The following is a 19085-nucleotide window of genomic DNA, read 5'->3' on the forward strand; positions in this document are numbered from 1 at the left end:
AGAAAATGGAATTAGAACAACTAATGCCGATTATTATAATCGGGGTTATTATTATCGCTGTAGCAATTTTATTTACGTTTATACCGGTAATGCTATGGATTAGTGCATTAGCGGCAGGTGTTAAAGTTGGAATATTTACTTTGGTCGGAATGCGATTACGCCGTGTTGTTCCATCAAGAGTAATCAATCCTTTAATTAAAGCACACAAGGCAGGATTGAATTTAAGCACCAACCAGCTGGAAAGCCATTACTTGGCAGGTGGTAATGTAGACAGGGTTGTTAATGCATTAATTGCTGCACACCGTGCTAATATTGAGTTGAGTTTTGAACGAGGTGCTGCAATCGATTTAGCTGGCCGTGATGTACTGGAAGCTGTACAGATGAGTGTAAATCCGAAAGTAATTGAAACACCATTTATTTCAGGTATTGCCATTGATGGTATTGAAGTTAAAGCCAAAGCACGTATTACAGTCCGTGCAAATATTGACAGACTTGTTGGTGGTGCTGGTGAGGATACTGTTATTGCACGTGTTGGTGAAGGAATTGTTAGTACAATCGGTAGCTCTGATACACATGCAAAAGTATTAGAGAACCCTGACTCTATTTCCCATAATGTATTAAGCAGGGGACTTGATGCAGGTACTGCCTTTGAAATTTTGTCCATTGATATTGCTGATATTGATATAGGCAAAAACATTGGTGCAATCCTTCAAACTGATCAAGCAGAAGCGGATAAAAATATTGCCCAAGCGAAAGCAGAAGAAAGACGTGCAATGGCTGTCGCACAGGAACAAGAAATGCTGGCACGGGTTCAAGAAATGCGTGCACACGTTGTTGAAGCGGAGGCAGAGGTACCAAAAGCACTTGCTGAAGCTTTACGATCTGGTAATTTAGGTGTTATGGATTATATGAACTATAAAAACATTGATGCTGATACAGATATGCGTGACACAATTGGAAAGCTATCTAAAGATGACACAGAAGAAAACGAGTAATATGTCTGACTTCTATGTAGAGGAGGGCTATGATGGAAGGAATATTTGATGCTATTTTCGGAAATTTTCTTGTAGTTTTGGCCATTATTGGCGGAATTGTTGGTTTCTTAAAAGACAAATCAAAGAATGACTCTGATAGGGATCATAACAAACCAAATCGGGTTCCGAAACCAACTGCAACCCCCTCTGGAGGGAATTACCAGTCCCAACATCAGTCACCGCCAGTTCAAACATATATGAACACACAAACAATGGAAGAACAACAAGAGGAACAAATGCAGCAGCTGGCAGAGCGCATGAATGCAGACCGAGTACAAAGGGCGGATAATCGTCAACATGATGCTATCATTGGCAGTACGCTTAAAAAGCGAAGCAGTTTCGATGCTCACAATAAAATGAAGATGAAAAAACAGGTTAAACGAAATCTAACAGGAAAAGGATTGACTGATGGTATTATAATGGCAGAAGTTTTGGGGCCTCCTAGAGCGGTTAAGCCATATAAAAGTGTGATAGAAAGTCGCAGAAGTTAGAATTATAAAGGGTTCAAAGGATTAGAATGCATGTAGTGCATTTTATCCTTTGAACCCTTTTTTTGTTCTTATCTATTGACACTTGTCATAAACATGAATGTGAGAGGGGGCTCTGTATACGTGAAAAGTTTGCATCAACGAATAGGTCCGTGGTTAACGAAATACTTGGCACTTCCTTCCGATGTAATACTAGAACTGCCTCGGATAACAATGATCGGGCAAATACATGTTTATATCGAGAATCATCAAGGACTTGTTACTTACTCTGAAACGGAGCTTAAACTAAAAACGAAAAAAGGATTTATCCAAATTCTTGGATCATCGTTTGTACTGAAAACAATGTTGCCTGAAGAAATTTTACTGGAAGGTACGATTACTGAGGTTAAATTTTTACCAGGATAATTCTCTATTTGCTGGAGATTTTTTAAAGGAGGAGGACATGAAGAAGATACAAGGATCATATATAACTGGTAATGTAACAATATTAGTAAAAGGAAATATGCCAGAGCTGTTTTTTCAAAAATGTGTAAAAAGAGGAATTCCTGTTTGGGAAATTAAAAAGCAAGGAAAAATGGAATGCAGCGGAAAAATCAGGCTCCATGATATAAAAGATATTAAACGGATCAGAAGAGAAACGAATTACAAAATAACATTTATCGAGAAGTCAGGAACTCCATTTTTATTTAAACGATTGACCCGGAGGAAAGAAATAGTTTTAGGACTTTTAATCAGCATAATATTAATTATCTTTCTATCTAATATAATCTGGGAAGTAAAAATTACGAATGTTTCAAAGGATATTGAAAAGAAAATTGTAAAACAACTTAATAATTACGGAGTCCATCCTGGTGCGTGGAGTTTATCACTAGAACCAACAAGTGTTATACAACAAAAGCTGGTGAAAGATATTCCGGAATTACTGTGGGTTGGTGTAGATAAAAAAGGGACAACCTATTTTCTTGAAGGCGTTGAGAAATCAATTGTAAAGGAAAAGGAAGTACATGGACCAAGGAATCTTGTAGCAACCAAAAAAGGTGTTATAAAAAATATGTATGTTTCAAAAGGCCTTTCGAAGGTTAAGGTAAATGATTATGTGGAGCCTGGTGACATTCTCGTTTCAGGTAAAATTGATTCGATTGGTGATTCAGATAAAAAGAAAAAAGAAGGGAAATCAAAATTTGTTGCTTCAGAAGGTGAAGTAATTGCGGAAACATGGTATAAAACAAAAGTAACGGTGCCGTTAGAAGCAAATTTTGAATTGCTCACTGGTGAAAAGGAAAAGAAATATTCTTTAAAATTTGGCGACTTTAAAATACCAATCTGGGGTTTTGGTAAGTCAGAATTTAAAAACATTCATAAGGAACTTAACGAAAATCCAATTCATTTTTTTAAATGGACATTACCGATTCATTTTGTTGAAACCACATTAAGTGAAAAGACGTATAATAAGGTGAAACGAACGAAGGAAGAAGCAATCAAAATAGGAATAAAACAAGCAAAAAGTGAGTTATTGCTCAGACTTCAATCCGATGCAAAAATAATCTCGGAAAAAATTTTGCAAGAAACAACCGAGAATGGTAAAGTTAAATTAATCTTATATATAACAGTAGAAGAAGATATAACAAAAGCAGAACCTATAAATCAAGGAGATTGATTATGTCGGAGAACTTAAGTACAATTGATTTACAAATTACTAATCCAAATGAAGCGTTATCATTATTTGGTACTAATGATAAATATCTGAAGCAGCTTGAAGAACAATTAAATGTTTCAATTGTAACTAGAGGGGAACAAGTCAGTGTTTCTGGAACAAAAGATGATATCAAATTAGTCCAGGATATATTATTAACATTATTAGCTATTATACGAAAAGGATTAACGATATCGGAGCGCGATGTTGTATATGCAGTTGAATTAGCTAAGAATGGCAATATTAATCAATTGGAAACGCTATTTGAAGATGAAATTACTAAAAACGTTAAGGGAAAGTCAATTCGAGTAAAAACATTAGGACAAAAAAGCTATATAGCGGCAATTAAAATGAACGACTTAGTGTTTGGTATTGGCCCAGCAGGTACGGGGAAAACTTACCTGGCAGTGGTTATGGCAGTTCATGCGCTGAAGAACGGTTTAGTAAAACGAATTATTCTTACTCGCCCAGCAGTTGAGGCGGGTGAAAGCTTAGGTTTTTTACCGGGAGATTTAAAGGAAAAAGTTGATCCATACTTACGTCCATTATATGATGCCCTGCATGATGTTTTAGGTGCCGAACATACTGCGCGTCTTATTGAGAGGGAAACGATTGAAATTGCGCCGCTTGCCTATATGCGCGGAAGAACGCTAGACGATGCATTCGTCATTTTAGATGAGGCACAAAATACTACCCCGGAACAAATGAAAATGTTTTTAACGCGACTAGGGTTTGGATCTAAAATGGTCATTACCGGGGATATCACTCAGGTCGATTTGCCTAAAGGTGTAAAGTCCGGATTACATGTGGCAAGTCAGCTTTTATCCGACGTAAAAGGTATTTCTTTTATTCATTTAAATCAAACAGACGTTGTTAGACACCCTTTAGTTCAGCGAATTATCGACGCATATGAACAAACAAATTAGATTATCCATTTTGTAAGACCCTTTTGCAATTGGGGTCTTATTTCTATATTTATGTTTCTGAAAGCGGGGGGAAGACATGAAGAAAAAGTTTAGCGATTTTATCGATTTACTATTAAATATGAAATCAATGTGGGTGACTATATTTATACCTGTCGTCGCATTAGGGGTCTTTTTCTTCATGCTGACATTGAATAATGTTTCTACAGAGACATATGATATTGAACGCTTTAATTATGCTAAAGAGACAATTCGTTCGCCTATAACAATAGAAAATGAACAAGAAACGAAGCGCAAAACACGAGAAACTGTTCAGTCTATAGAAGATAGATATGATATATCACAGGAAATTACAGATGAACAAATCGGCTACACGAGCGAAATATTTGATGCTATTGGAAAGCTGGAAGAAAGTGACGGAAATTCCGAACAGGATTCAGAAGGTAAAGAGGCTGTGTTATTAACTACACAGGAAAAGGTTCAACGTCTTCAGAATATACTTTCTCCTGAAATAACAGAAAAGATAAATGACTCTTTATTAATTAACCTGCTTGAGGCAACTCCAAAAGAGCGCCAGGAGGGTAAAGAATTATTCATCACTTCATTATCAGAGGTGTTGAATAATGGTGTCCGAACTGAAAATGTTCAAAGTGCTACGGCTGAACTAAAACAAAAAGTGAAATATTCAAACGTAGGTAATGATGTCAGACAAGCTTTAATACCCTTGAGTGAATTTGCAGTTGTGGAAAATTCATTTTTTGATGTTGAGAAAACGATGGACGCAAGAAAAGAGGCAGCTAGCAGTGTTGAGCCTGTTATAATTAGGGCTGGAGAAATCATTGTCAGGGAAGGGCAGACTATTACGAACGAAATTTATGAGGAGTTGAAGCTGGTAGGTTTATTAAATAAGGAACGAAATGTGTATCCTCTTATAGGCTTAGCCTTATTGATCGTATTAGTCATGGGTGTCATTTTTTATGAAATGTATGCAATTGATAAGAGAAAGCAGTTGGATAAAGGGACTGTAGCATCCATTTTATTAATAAGCTTTATTGTTATAACGTTAATGAAAGTAGTAAGTCTATTTACAACTCAGATCAATCAATTATTCTTTATTGTACCTGCAGCAACAGGAGCGCTCTTGTTAAAACAGTTAATAAACGAACGAATAGCCATCGTTCTAGCTATTTTGTACGCTATATTAGGTAGTATTATTTTCAATGGAGAAATTCCGGGTTCATTAAATATTGAAGCGGGTATTTATTTCTTTTTCTCGCAAATTGGCGGCATTATCTTCTTAATGAATGTTAAAGATAGATTAGCAATTGTAAAAGCTGGACTAGGGATGGCTGCTGTAAATATTATTACTGTATTCTTATTCTTATTTCTTTCATTTGAAAAATATTCATTAAGTGATCTAATTTATCAGTCGGGTTTTGGATTTGCTTCTGCTATCTTATCTGCCGTTTTGACTATTGGTTTATTACCTTTCTTTGAAACAGGATTGGGGATTTTATCAGATATAAAGCTCTTGTCATTATCGAGTGCAAACCAGCCGTTACTACGCAAGATTTTAACGGAGGCACCTGGAACATACCATCATTCTATAATGGTTGCCAATTTAAGTGAAACAGCATGTGAAGCCATTGGAGCTAACGGATTATTGGCCAGGGTAGGGGCATATTACCATGATATTGGAAAAACCGTAAGGCCACATTATTTTATTGAAAATCAGTTGTCAATTAAAAATCCGCATGATGTAATTGAGCCAAGGCAGAGCGCGGAAATAATTATTAACCATCCCTATGATGGGGCAAATATGTTAAAAAAACACAGATTACCGAAAGAAATAATTGATATTGCATTGCAGCATCACGGTACGACACTATTAAAATTCTTCTATTATAAAGAAAAGGAAACGAATAAGCATGTAAAAGAGAGTGACTTTCGTTATCCCGGTCCTAAACCGCAAACGAAAGAAGCAGCGATTGTGTGTATTTGTGATTCAGTTGAAGCGGCGGTTCGATCATTAAAGGAACCAACAGAGCAAAAAATAGAGGAAATAGTCTCCTCGATTATCAATGATCGTTTAATGGATGGACAATTAAATGAGAGTCCGCTAACAATGAAAGAATTGCATAAAATCCATAAATCTATTTGTGAAACGTTAAAAGGGATTTTTCATTCAAGAATTCAATATCCAATGAAGGAGGCAAAATAACATGCATATTGATTTTCATGATCAAACCAACACGGTTCCTGAAGATTTTGTTGATATGCTGCAGCGGTTATTAGTATTTGCTGCGAAAAAAGAAGGGATATCAAATGAGGCGGAAGTGTCGGTAAGTTTTGTTGACAATAACGAAATTCATGAATTAAACCGAAATTATCGCCAGCAGGATAAGCCAACAGATGTAATATCCTTTGCAATGCAAGAAATGGTTGAAGGGGAGTTGAACGTTGTAGGAGATGATATGCCTCTAACATTGGGTGATATCGTCATTTCGGTTGACCGGGCTAAAGAACAAGCCGAGGACTATAACCATTCATTTGAACGGGAATTAGGGTTTCTAACTGTTCATGGTTTTCTTCATTTATTAGGGTATGACCATATGAATGAAGAAGATGAAGCGCAAATGTTTCAAAAACAAGAGGAAATTTTAGATGAATTCGGGCTCGCACGATAAGTCGAAAAAGCGGTCAATTGGGTTTATCTATGCGTGGAATGGTCTGGCGAATATGATTAAATCGGAACGCAATTTCCAAATCCATATCTTTTCAGCAGTAATTGTGATTGTGATTGGATTTATAGTCCGTTTATCTACTTTGGAATGGTCCATTGTTTTATTGGTTATAGGCTTCGTATTAGTTACAGAAATGGTAAATACTGCAATAGAAAAAATAATTGACTATCTTAAACCCGATATTCATCCCGATGCCAAAATGATTAAGGATGTTGCAGCTGGAGCTGTCCTAGTGTCTGCAATAATAGCTGCAATTGTTGGATTTCTTATTTTTCTGCCTAAATTAATCTCCATTATGAGGCTATTTTCCTTATAGATTAAAAATCAGATAGAAACGATAGATTAGCTGCCGTTGCTGAAATTCCCGGTATTCCTAAGTTCCGCGATGTGTCCGCTCGGAAGGGAAAAGTTCCTGCAGTGACCCGTAATCTTTGCCATCTATGTTGTTCATTCTCTGGGGTTGGGCTTCATCTGTTTATTTTATTTATGAGGGAATAGATATACAGTATACAGGTATATTTTTTGTATGCAGTCCGTATTCAAAGTGACCCATGAAGAATTGATGCTTCAGTTAAAAAAGTATCTGTGTGTCCCGTAGTGCAACAAGCAAAATCACTGCTGAAAATCTGCGTGCTGCGAGAGTGCAGCATTGAAGAAAATATTTGCATCAAGTGAATATCGGGCACGGGAACATCTATTAACTGCACTCGGAAAATCACTTAAGTTACATTTTTACTGAAATTGACATGTCTCAGTAACAGGGCCGCCACCTAAAACCAAATACCCGTATTCTTCTTGTTCAGTAATGTCACTACAAACGTTAGTCCCCTTGCTTATGCCGCCTATTCTCAATCAATCGCCTACACGTATATACTATCTATGTCATATTTTGATAAAGTAAATAATCTTTTTAAAGCTTTTGTCGATTGCATGAAAATAGATTGCATTTGTAGTATTATAAAATAAACATGAAGAAATATTCTCGGAGCACAAGAAAGTCTTTTGAATAAACGTAGCACAGGAATAGTATTTTCTTTTCGAGAACCGGAGGATACAGCATGGAACACAACTTTAAATCTGGCTTTATCGCAATTATCGGCAGACCAAACGTAGGAAAGTCAACATTTATGAACAGAGTTATTGGTCAGAAGATAGCGATTATGAGTGATAAAGCTCAAACTACACGAAATAAGATTCAGGGTGTTTTAACACAGGATGATGCACAAATGGTCTTCATTGATACACCTGGAATACACAAACCGAAGCACCGCTTAGGGGATTTTATGGTAAAAATAGCTGAAAATACACTAAATGAAGTTGATGCCATATTGTTTATGATTAATGCAAATGAAGGTTATGGGAAGGGCGATCAATATATATTGGATCGATTAGAAAAAGTGAAACGTCCTGTTTTTCTAATCATTAATAAGATCGATTTAATCCACCCGGACGAGTTATTTTCATTAATTGAACAATACAAAGATAAACATGAATTTGAAGAAATAATCCCTATTTCAGCATTACAAGGAAATAATGTTGCACATTTGCTTGATGTCCTAAAAGAACACCTACCTGCAGGACCGCAATATTATCCAGATGATCAAGTTACTGATCATCCGGAACGATTTATTATTGGTGAATTAATTCGGGAAAAGGTATTGCAGCTGACAAGAGAGGAAATTCCTCATTCAATTGCAGTAGTTATCGAAAATATTGAAAAAAGAGATTCAAATGCGATATTTATTCAGGCGACAATTGTGACTGAAAGAAAAACACAAAAAGGAATTTTAATTGGCAAACAAGGAAGTATGTTGAAAACAATTGGCAAAAATGCTCGCAGGGATATTGAGGCATTACTTGGAACGAAGGTGTATTTAGAGCTATGGATAAAGGTGCAAAAAGATTGGCGTAATAAACAAAATCAATTGCGTGAATATGGATTTCGAAATGATGAATATTAAACATGGTAAAATTTAAAACTCATTCTTTAATGAGCAGTGGTAATTCTATAAATGAGTGCTTTTTCAAATAATATTTAAGAAAGGTGGGGTTTCTTGTGATCGACTTTACTTGGAAATTATTTAGTCAGACGGGGAACATTGAAACCTATTTGTTATTGAAAGAGTTAGAAGTGAACCCAAATCATGCAGATCCAATTCAAGATGGAAAAAAAGAATTTACACAATTAGATTCGAAAATGTAGCATATACAGTTATCAAATGACAAGAAAGGTGATGCTGTGTGCTCGAAAAAATGGAAGGTATTATAATCAAAACGCAGGATTATGGTGAAACACATAAATTGGTAACAATTTTCAGCGGGAAAATAGGAAAGTTCACAGCAATAGCTAAAGGTGCAAAAAAACCAAAAAGTAGAATGGCTGCAGTTGCGCAGCCATTCATACATGGTGAATTTTTAGTTTATGTTAATTCTGGATTAAGTACAATCCAGCAGGGAGATGTAGTAAATTCATTTCGGGCAATTCGGGAGGATATTATAAAGACTGCATATGCCGCTTACCTTGCAGAATTAACGGATAAACTTCTGGATTCTAAGGATACTGAACCATATTTGTACAAGCAATTGTATCAAACATTTCAATGGATAGCGGAAAATGAAAATACGGATATACCTGTCATGATCTACGAGCTAAAGCTATTTGTGAAGGGCGGTTTTGCGCCAGTAGTGAATCACTGTGTAAACTGCGGTCTTAACGAACCTCCTTTTTCTTTCTCAATAACTGAAGGGGGTTTGCTTTGTGAAAAGTGCACGCACATAGACAATAATTCAATTGTCTTACCAAATAAGATTGCAAAACTTTTTTATCTATTTATGAGCGTTGGCCTTGAACGAATTGGTAAAATTTCATTAAAAAGAGAGAATATACAATTATTACGCCAAATCATTGATGAATATTATGATCGTTATGGCGGCTATTATTTGAAATCAAAGAAGTTTTTAAAGCAATTAGATAAAATTATGTAGTATTTATATTGACAAAGTATTGATGGATAAAGTATATTTGTACATATTTCATGATAATTTATTGCTGTGATGGAGAAAAGTACCTATTGAGCTCTATTTGAAGCGAGTCCAGAATAGTGTGAGCTGGATAATAGTACATTAGGAAAAGGCGCTCTTGAGCAATCTAATAAAGTGGCTCCGAGTTTGGGGCAAATAGGGTGGAACCGCGGGTATGTCCCGTCCCTATGTCTGTTTAATAACAGACATAGGGACGGGCTTTTTTATTATTCTAAATGATAGGAGTTTGAGTTTATGAATATTCAAGAAATGATCTTAACACTGCAAAAGCATTGGTCCGATCAAAATTGCATCCTGACACAAGCATATGATGTGGAAAAAGGCGCGGGTACGATGTCACCAATGACATTACTGCGCAGTTTGGGACCAGAGCCTTGGAATGTAGCATATGTTGAACCGTCAAGAAGACCTGCAGACGGGAGATACGGACAAAATCCAAATCGCTTGTATCAGCATCATCAATTTCAAGTTATTATGAAGCCTTCACCTAATAATATACAAGATCTTTACTTAGATTCACTAAAGGCATTAGGAATTGATCCATTAGAACATGACATTCGTTTTGTTGAAGATAATTGGGAAAACCCTACACTTGGCGCTGCAGGACTTGGATGGGAGGTTTGGCTTGATGGGATGGAAATTACACAGTTTACCTATTTCCAGCAAATTGGCGGTCTTGAAGCTAATCCTATAACAGTTGAACTGACCTATGGACTGGAGCGGTTGGCTTCCTATATACAAAATAAGGAAAACGTGTTTGATTTAGAATGGACAGCCGGGGTTACCGTTAAAGATATTTTCTTCCAGCCGGAATTCGAACACTCAACATATACGTTTGAAGAATCTGACACTGATATGTTGTTTAAGCTGTTTAGTATGTATGAACTAGAAGCTAAGCGTACCATGGAAAATGAACTTGTATTTCCAGCATATGACTATGTACTTAAATGTTCACATACGTTTAATCTCCTTGACGCAAAAGGAGTAATTTCAGTTACTGAACGTACAGGCTATATTTCACGAATTAGAAATTTAGCACGAAGTATCGCGAAGGCTTATGTAGCAAAAAGAGAAGAACTAGGATTCCCAATGTTAACAAAGGAGGAGAAATAATTGGCTAAGGATGCGTTATTTGAAATTGGATTAGAAGAATTACCTGCACGCTTCGTGGATGATGCAGAACAGCAGCTTTTAGAAAAGACAGAAATCTGGTTAAAAGAATTACGTATTTCTTTTGCTTCTGTTACTTCTTATTCAACACCAAGAAGAATTGCAGTTTTTATTCAAGATATGGCGGAAGAACAAACGACAATAGAGGAAGAGGCAAAAGGTCCCGCAGAAAAAATCGCTAAAGATGCTGAAGGTAATTGGACAAAAGCAGCTATTGGCTTTACAAAGGGCCAAGGCAAAACACCGGATGACATATATACGAAAGAAATTAATGGAACATCCTATATATTTGTCAAAAAACATATCGACGGGAAACAAACAAAAGAATTACTTCCAGGCTTTAAGGAAATTATTCTAGCTTTACAGTTTGCTAAAAACATGCGCTGGGGAAAACAAACTCTTCGATATGCTCGACCTATAAGATGGCTTGTAGCATTATTTGATAATGAAATTATTCCATTCGAAATTGCAGGCGTCAGAACGGGGAATCAGACATTTGGGCACAGATTTCTAGGAAAACCTATCACACTTGTCAATCCAAATGATTACGCAGCATCCCTTGCCCAAAATTATGTTATTGCAGATGCTAAACAACGTGAAAATCTTATTGTTAATGGAATCAAGGAGCTTGAAAGGAAGGAAGGTTTTCACATTCCTGTGTCACGGGAATTGTTAAATGAAGTTCGTAATTTAGTAGAATATCCGACTGTTTTTATGGGTTCATTTGATGAATCTTTCTTAAAGCTTCCTTCCGAGGTGCTGATTACTTCTATGGCAGAACATCAACGGTATTTCCCGGTAAAATCAAAGGATGGTCATTTACTTCCCCACTTTGTTGGGGTTCGCAACGGTGATGATTATAAGCTGCAAACAGTAGTAAAGGGAAATGAAAAAGTATTGAAAGCAAGACTTTCTGATGCACAATTTTTCTATGAAGAAGATCACAAACACTCAGTAAATCATTATTTACAAAAATTAGAAAAGGTTGTTTTTCAGGAAAAGTTAGGTACAATCAGTGACAAAGTTAATCGAATTATGCATATTACCGAAAAATTAGCAGAGATGCTAAATGTTGATAATGTAACCAAACAAAGAGCTGTAAGAGCCGCACAAATCAGCAAATTCGATTTGGTAACAAATATGGTAAACGAATTTACTGAACTTCAAGGGATTATGGGTGAGAAATATGCAATGAACTTTGGTGAGGAGAAAACAGTCGCAAAGGCAGTTGCTGAACATTATATGCCTCGTCATGCTAATGGAAAGTTACCAGAATCTGCAGAAGGCTCTATTGTAAGTGTTGCTGATAAACTAGATACGATTGTTGGCTGTATTTCCGTAGGCTATATCCCAACAGGTTCACAGGACCCATATGGTCTTAGACGTCAAGCATTGGGGATATTAAAAACATTGCAAAAGAATGAATGGAATATTACTGTTGAATCATTGTTAGATATTACACTAGATCTATATCAGACTTTAGACATTGAAATAAAAGATGTAAACAAGGTATCAGCAGAGCTTAATGAATTTTTCCTAATGCGTGCGTCTTATTTGATGAAAGAAATGTCTATTCCACAAGACATTATTCAAGCAGTACTGTATAAACAGGTTGGAATAGTGGGATATACAATGGAAAAAGCAAGTATATTGTCAGAAAAACGAAATGATGCAGATTTTAAACAGGTACAAGAAGCATTTACACGCGTTTTAAATTTATCTAAAAAGGCACAGTTTACTGAAGTTGATGAACTTTTGTTCGAAACCGCGTCAGAGCAAGAACTGTTTCAGCAATATTTAAGCGTATCAGCTGACTATTTAGACAAAAGGAATAGTCGGGATGCCAATCTGGCCTTGGAGCAGATAAGTAAATTAGCAGAACCAATTCATACCTTTTTCGAACATAATATGGTTATGGCTGAAGATGAAAAGTTACGTAAAAATCGTTTATCGTTAATCCGTCTTGTCGCGAAGTTAATTTATGACTTTGCGGATATGACGAGGATTGAATGGAAGCAGCACTTTTAATGCGTTCCTGTGGCGCATGTTGTAATAAATGGACATTCTATTAGTGAATTCCATCAAAATATCTGCTTTCTTGCATAGAACGTTGCTAACAATCAGTGGGTAAGAAAGAAAAGTCCCCACTGTTTGAAGTTTTAATTTTATATAGTATAACTAAGTTTCCTTTTTCACTATAAATAGTCTATAATATTTAATTAATAGTATAACTGATTGTGTTTGATAGGTGGTGAAAAAGTGGAGTTATCGAATAGACAGGAACAGATTATAGAGATCGTTAAAGAGAACGGACCAATTACCGGGGAACATATTGCGGACCGCTTAAGCTTAACAAGGGCTACTTTGCGTCCGGATTTAGCAATATTAACAATGGCAGGTTTTCTTGATGCTAGACCGCGTGTAGGATATTTTTTCACAGGAAAGACAGGCTCTGAACTATTGACTGAGAAAATAAAGAAGTTTAAAGTACATGAATATCAATCGGTCCCAATAGTAGTTAAGGAAAGTGTATCAGTATATGATGCAATTTCAACAATGTTCCTGGAGGATGTAGGAACATTGTTTGTTGTAGATGAACATGCATGTCTGACAGGTGTATTATCACGTAAGGACCTATTGCGGGCTAGTATCGGAAAGCAGGATTTAAATAACATTCCGGTACACATTATCATGACAAGAATGCCGAATATTACCATATGCAGAAAAGACGATTTACTTTTAGATGTTGCAAAACAGTTAATCAACAAGCAAATTGATGGTATTCCCGTAATAAAAGATACCGAAACAGGACTTGAGGTTGTTGGACGCATCACCAAAACAACCATAACCAAGGCTTTTGTAGAGCTGATAATGGATGAACATTTATAGGAAGACGTGTTCAAGAAAAGATATGTGCTGCTTAATTGCTGCTAATTGGCAGACTTTTGAATATGGGAAGGAGCTTATATATGGGTACAAAACCGTTAGTTTTCGTTTTGTCAGATTCTGTTGGCGAAACGGCAGAATTGGTAATTAAAGCAGGCTTAAGTCAGTTTAATAATGGCCAATATCAAATACAGCGAATTCCTTATGTAGAGGATAAGAAAACCATTGATGATGCTTTACTTTTAGCAAAAGAAAAGCAAGGTATAATTGGATTCACATTAGTTGATCCAATACTTCGGCAATACTTAAACAATGAAGCGGATAAAATAAATATCGAAGCAATTGATATTATGGGACCGATGATGGATGCAATGGAACGGGTTTTCGGAAAATCTCCTAGGCTTGAAGCTGGGTTAGTTCATAAGCTGGATGATGATTATTTTAAACGAGTTGAGGCAATTGAATTTGCTGTGAAATATGATGATGGCAGAGACCCACGCGGGATCTCCCGAGCAGATATAATATTGATTGGTGTTTCCCGAACGTCGAAAACGCCACTTTCCCAATATTTAGCCCATAAACGGCTAAAAGTTGCTAACGTGCCGATTGTTCCAGAGGTTGATCCGCCAGAGGAATTGTACGAAGTTGATCCTAATAAGTGTATTGGCTTGCGAATTACGCCGGAAAAACTAAATGACATTCGCAAGGAGAGGTTGAAGGCGTTAGGATTAGGTGACCAGGCAACATATGCAAATATGGATAGAATTCACCAGGAGCTTCATTATTTTGATAAGGTAGTAAATAAAATTGGATGTAAAGTTGTGGACGTTTCAAATAAAGCAGTCGAAGAAACAGCCAACAGTATAATGCGACTCATTAGAAAGTAATGCGGAAAAATACAAACACTTTTGAAGGTAGTGTGATGAAATAAACCTCTACATATAGTGTGTGCTATTTAAAAAATGGATAAGAATTAAAACATTCTGTACAGTAAATGGCAGAGTGTTTTATTATTTTAATAAAAAAATATAATTTTTTTCTGGCATTATAATAAATATTGTATTATAATTAATATTTGTGTAAAAATGAAATAATAAAGTTTCTAAACGCTATTCTGTTGTAAAGGTTTAGATATTCAGAAAAATAAAACATTGTGAATTAAGGAGGATTCTTATTCTTTTATGTAGAATAATGAGTAAAGAAGAGATGGATTGAGTTGATTTACCCATACTTCAAGTATTTGCAGCTAGTGTTTACAGCATAGCCACAAGAGGCACAATAGTAAGGCAAATATCTCAGGACATAAGAGATAAGGGCTCCTTTTATACTTACATGACATGGTAGAAGGGAATTTTTTTCGATTTATGAAAAAATAATGTCGAATTATGAAGGATATTCTGCATGTGGTCTCGAATATTAAAACGTGGTGATCGATATGTCTAGTCAGATTCCTGAAGAAGTAATAGAAGAAGTTCGAAAAGCAAATGACATAGTTGATGTTATTGGTGAATATGTACAATTGAAAAAGCAAGGGAGAAACTATTTTGGATTATGCCCATTTCATGGGGAAAAAACTCCCTCATTTTCAGTCACACAAGAAAAACAAATTTTTCATTGCTTCGGCTGTGGAAAAGGCGGAAATGTAGTGACATTTTTAATGGAAATGGAAAGCTTTTCATTTTATGAAGCATTATCGTTGTTGGCTGATCGAAGCGGTATCAAACTTCCCGAGACAGGAGTCAGGAATGAAAGTTCATTATCAAAAGAGCATCAAGATGTTTTATCCGCTTATGAATGGCTGACAAAGCTTTATCACCATTTATTAAGATTTACGAAAGATGGGAAAGAAGGATACAGCTATTTTAAAGAGAGAGGAATAAGCGAAGAAACTATTGATGCATTCCAATTAGGATTTGCGTCAAATACAAAGGATTTTACAGCTGAATTCCTGCAAAAGAAAGGTTTCCACCAACAGGTTCTAATTAAATCCGGTTTGTTGACATTGCATGAGGATAATAGTGTATCAGACCGTTTTAGAGGAAGGGTTATCTTCCCGATCAGAAATCATTTAGGTAAAACAATAGCATTTGGTGGAAGAACAATTACAGAGCAAGAGCCTAAATATTTAAATAGCTCGGAAAGTAAATTGTTCCAAAAAAACAAGATTCTGTATAATTTTGATTTAGCAAAAAAGCATATTCGCAAAAGCAGTGAAGCTGTGCTGTTTGAGGGATACATGGATGTTATTTCAGCTTATCAGGCAGGTGTGAAAAATGTAATTGCCACATTGGGCACTGCTTTGACTGAAAATCAGGCAAAATTGCTGAGACGTTATGTGGATACGATAGTTCTCTGTTATGACTCTGACAAGGCTGGTATTGAAGCAACGTATAAGGCTGCTAACATCCTCCGTAAAGTAGGATGCCAGGTGAAAATAGCGCGAATGGATGAAGGAATGGATCCTGATGAATATATTGAGGCTTATGGTGGCGATGCATTTCAGAATAAAGTAATTAAAGCAAGCGGAACGTACATGAGTTTCTACATGCGATACCTTAAAAAGGACTATAATTTAAATCTTGAAGGAGATCGCATTGAGTATGTCGAAAATGTTCTTAAAGAGCTTGCAATGATTGATAGTTCTGTTGAGAGGGAATATTATCTTAAAGAGCTCAGTAATGAATATAATTTATCAATGGATACATTAACTGAGGAAATCCATAAATATCGCCAAAACATGGGGGTTCATAAGGATAAGAGAGAAAAGAAAAGATATACTAATAGTGCTATAAAATTTAATCAGTCAACAAAGCTGCTGCCTGCCTTTCAAAATGCAGAAAAACAATTGATTGCATATATGTTGAAAGATAGGTCCATAACTGATAAGGTGCAGGAGGAAATAGGCGGTGCTTTCAACGTAGATGAGCATAAGATTATTGCCACATACTTGTATGCTTTTTACGAGGAAGGGCATTCCGCTGACGTTAGTTTGTTTATTGAAAGGCTAACTGATGAGAAAATTAAACAATCAGTTACCAAGATAGCAATGTCACCTGTTTTTGAGAATATTAGTGATAAAGAAATCAACGATTATATACGGATTATCCGTGCCGAAAACAGTGATGTAGCAAATATTAAAACCTTAAAACACCAGCAAAAAGCAGCTGAACAGCAAAATGATCCACTAAAAGCTGCACAGCTTGCAATGCAAATCATTGAATTACAAAAACAGTTAAAAAATACAAATTGAATTTAAGTAGTATGGAAGGAGGGGGACTCATGGCCGAAAATAAGCCGTCACAAACGAAAGAAAATGGGACTGAATTAACACTTGAACAAGCGAAAGAGCAATTGCTCGAGCTGGGCAAAAAACGCGGTGTATTGGCTTATGAAGAAGTCGCTGATCGTTTGTCTGGATTTGAAATTGAATCTGATCAAGTGGACGAGTTTTATGAGTACCTGAATGAGCAAGGTGTTGAAGTAATAGGTGAGTCTGAAGAAGATCCAAAAATGCAGCAAATAGCAAAAGAAGAAGAGTTCGATTTGAATGATCTAAGTGTACCACTTGGAATAAAAATCAATGATCCAGTTCGAATGTATTTAAAGGAAATTGGGCGTGTAGATTTATTATCAGCATCTGAAGAAATCGAGCTTGCTAACAGAATTGAACAAGGTGATGAGGAGGCAAAAAGGCGCCTCGCTGAAGCAAACCTGCGTCTTGTTGTAAGCATTGCAAAACGTTATGTTGGCAGAGGGATGTTATTTTTAGACCTTATTCAAGAAGGGAACATGGGTCTGATGAAGGCCGTTGAAAAATTTGATTATCGTAAAGGCTTTAAATTTAGTACGTATGCAACGTGGTGGATTCGTCAAGCGATTACACGTGCCATCGCCGATCAGGCAAGAACAATCCGTATCCCCGTTCACATGGTAGAAACGATAAATAAATTAATTCGTGTACAGCGTCAATTATTGCAGGATCTAGGGAGGGAGCCTACCCCTGAAGAAATTGGCAAGGAAATGGATCTTTCCCCTGATAAGGTAAGGGATATCTTAAAGATTGCTCAGGAACCTGTCTCTTTAGAAACACCAATTGGGGAAGAAGATGATTCCCATTTAGGCGATTTTATTGAAGACCAAGAGGCGGTTTCTCCTTCTGATCATGCTGCATATGAGCTGCTCAAAGAACAATTGGAAGACGTCTTAGATACACTTACAGACAGGGAAGAAAATGTATTGCGCTTGCGCTTTGGACTTGATGATGGACGTACTAGAACTCTAGAAGAGGTTGGTAAAGTCTTCGGAGTTACTAGAGAGCGTATCCGACAAATTGAAGCTAAAGCATTACGTAAGTTACGTCACCCAAGCCGCAGCAAACGACTAAAAGATTTTCTTGAATAAATGAGCTTCAGTCATTGGGCACGAAATGTGAACAATGACTGTACAGCTGAATTTTGACTTTTTGCCATTCAACCAGAGGTGATATGTATGGCAGAAGAACGAATTGCTATAATCATTAAGGAAATAAATTATTGGAAACAGCATAAATTACTTCCGGAAATGTATTGCGATTATCTACTTGCGTTGTATACTAAAGGAACTGGACAAGGTGAAGCGAATACAACTGAAAAGGGTAAGATTAAAATGGTTCTTATCCTGCAATTTATATTACAGCTTCTATTGTTACCGTTTTCATTTCTTGTTACTTATTTTACGGAATTTCATCCGATAATGCAACTCGGTATTTTGTCACTTTTTATTGTTTTGTCATTTTGGCAATATAAATCCTTAAAAACAGAAGATAATATAATATGTCAGCTTTCATTCGTTATATTTTTGTTATTAGTGTTTCTTACCTCTGTTTTTGCTGGTGAAATATTAATAAGAAGCAATCAATGGCTAACAACAATCATAATGTTACTGAATTTTTTGGGATGGATTGTCTGCAGTAAGAAAAAAGGGATATTATATCTTAACTTTATCGGAATCATTGGTATTATTTTTACATCATTTTACATTGTTCTATAAGTTTTCACAACTTATCCCTTTAAACTAAATTGATTTTCGAGTAAAATAAGTATAGTCTTTTTGGCAAACTAGATTAA

At 36.1% G+C, this 19085-nt stretch carries 18 protein-coding genes and 1 other annotated feature; all 18 genes read left to right on the forward strand.

The features are described 5' to 3' along the window. The first annotated feature begins 5 nt into the window (after positions 1 to 5). Positions 6 to 995 carry a flotillin-like protein FloA gene (gene floA / locus IEV74_RS01735; RefSeq protein WP_188453618.1) on the forward strand — a complete coding sequence of 330 codons (990 nt, stop codon included), beginning with the start codon at positions 6 to 8 and terminating at the stop codon, positions 993 to 995. 32 nt (positions 996 to 1027) lie between these two features. After that, positions 1028 to 1525: a YqfB family membrane protein gene (locus tag IEV74_RS01740; RefSeq protein WP_188453619.1), complete on the forward strand. Its 498-nt coding sequence runs from the start codon at positions 1028 to 1030 to the stop codon at positions 1523 to 1525. Between the two features lie 120 nt (positions 1526 to 1645). Next, positions 1646 to 1927 (forward strand): sporulation protein YqfC, encoded by a 282-nt coding sequence (gene yqfC / locus IEV74_RS01745; RefSeq protein WP_188453620.1) that lies wholly within the window; start codon positions 1646 to 1648, stop codon positions 1925 to 1927. Positions 1928 to 1964: 37 nt separating this feature from the next. Further along, positions 1965 to 3179: a sporulation protein YqfD gene (gene yqfD / locus IEV74_RS01750; RefSeq protein ID WP_188453621.1), complete on the forward strand. Its 1215-nt coding sequence runs from the start codon at positions 1965 to 1967 to the stop codon at positions 3177 to 3179. Between the two features lie 2 nt (positions 3180 to 3181). Continuing rightward, positions 3182 to 4141, forward strand: a complete 960-nt coding sequence (locus tag IEV74_RS01755) for a PhoH family protein (protein ID WP_188453622.1) — start codon at positions 3182 to 3184, stop codon at positions 4139 to 4141. A 76-nt stretch (positions 4142 to 4217) separates the two neighbouring features. Next, positions 4218 to 6359: an HD family phosphohydrolase gene (locus IEV74_RS01760; protein WP_188453623.1), complete on the forward strand. Its 2142-nt coding sequence runs from the start codon at positions 4218 to 4220 to the stop codon at positions 6357 to 6359. A gap of 1 nt (position 6360) precedes the next feature. Beyond that, on the forward strand, positions 6361 to 6825 hold the full coding sequence (ybeY, locus tag IEV74_RS01765) for an rRNA maturation RNase YbeY (protein WP_188453624.1): 465 nt from the start codon (positions 6361 to 6363) through the stop codon (positions 6823 to 6825). Then, positions 6803 to 7198 (forward strand): diacylglycerol kinase family protein, encoded by a 396-nt coding sequence (locus IEV74_RS01770; RefSeq protein WP_188453625.1) that lies wholly within the window; start codon positions 6803 to 6805, stop codon positions 7196 to 7198. The genes ybeY and IEV74_RS01770 overlap by 23 nt, the downstream gene beginning before the upstream one ends. Positions 7199 to 7940: 742 nt before the next feature. Beyond that, positions 7941 to 8843, forward strand: a complete 903-nt coding sequence (gene era / locus IEV74_RS01775; RefSeq protein WP_188453626.1) for a GTPase Era — start codon at positions 7941 to 7943, stop codon at positions 8841 to 8843. 95 nt (positions 8844 to 8938) lie between these two features. Continuing rightward, positions 8939 to 9085, forward strand: coding sequence for a YqzL family protein (locus tag IEV74_RS01780; RefSeq protein ID WP_188453627.1), 147 nt, complete (start codon positions 8939 to 8941; stop codon positions 9083 to 9085). 38 nt (positions 9086 to 9123) lie between these two features. Beyond that, positions 9124 to 9867, forward strand: a complete 744-nt coding sequence (gene recO, locus IEV74_RS01785; RefSeq protein ID WP_188453628.1) for a DNA repair protein RecO — start codon at positions 9124 to 9126, stop codon at positions 9865 to 9867. Between the two features lie 57 nt (positions 9868 to 9924). Next, positions 9925 to 10094: a binding site (T-box leader), on the forward strand. A gap of 64 nt (positions 10095 to 10158) precedes the next feature. After that, positions 10159 to 11037, forward strand: a complete 879-nt coding sequence (gene glyQ / locus IEV74_RS01790) for a glycine--tRNA ligase subunit alpha (protein WP_188453629.1) — start codon at positions 10159 to 10161, stop codon at positions 11035 to 11037. Then, positions 11038 to 13122: a glycine--tRNA ligase subunit beta gene (gene glyS / locus IEV74_RS01795; protein ID WP_188453630.1), complete on the forward strand. Its 2085-nt coding sequence runs from the start codon at positions 11038 to 11040 to the stop codon at positions 13120 to 13122. Between the two features lie 231 nt (positions 13123 to 13353). After that, the gene (gene ccpN / locus IEV74_RS01800; RefSeq protein WP_188453631.1) at positions 13354 to 13983 is read left to right on the forward strand and encodes a transcriptional regulator CcpN; all 630 of its coding nucleotides are present in this window, start codon (positions 13354 to 13356) and stop codon (positions 13981 to 13983) included. An 80-nt stretch (positions 13984 to 14063) separates the two neighbouring features. Then, on the forward strand, positions 14064 to 14867 hold the full coding sequence (locus tag IEV74_RS01805) for a pyruvate, water dikinase regulatory protein (RefSeq protein ID WP_188453632.1): 804 nt from the start codon (positions 14064 to 14066) through the stop codon (positions 14865 to 14867). A gap of 548 nt (positions 14868 to 15415) precedes the next feature. Next, complete coding sequence (dnaG, locus tag IEV74_RS01810; protein WP_188453633.1) at positions 15416 to 17230, forward strand: DNA primase; 1815 nt, start codon at positions 15416 to 15418, stop codon at positions 17228 to 17230. 29 nt (positions 17231 to 17259) lie between these two features. Then, positions 17260 to 18381, forward strand: a complete 1122-nt coding sequence (rpoD, locus tag IEV74_RS01815) for an RNA polymerase sigma factor RpoD (protein ID WP_188453634.1) — start codon at positions 17260 to 17262, stop codon at positions 18379 to 18381. An 87-nt stretch (positions 18382 to 18468) separates the two neighbouring features. Next, positions 18469 to 19008: a hypothetical protein gene (locus IEV74_RS01820; protein ID WP_188453635.1), complete on the forward strand. Its 540-nt coding sequence runs from the start codon at positions 18469 to 18471 to the stop codon at positions 19006 to 19008. The last annotated feature ends 77 nt before the right edge of the window (positions 19009 to 19085 follow it).

Source organism: Virgibacillus oceani, assembly GCF_014638995.1.
Taxonomy (GTDB): domain Bacteria; phylum Bacillota; class Bacilli; order Bacillales; family Amphibacillaceae; genus Virgibacillus_E; species Virgibacillus_E oceani.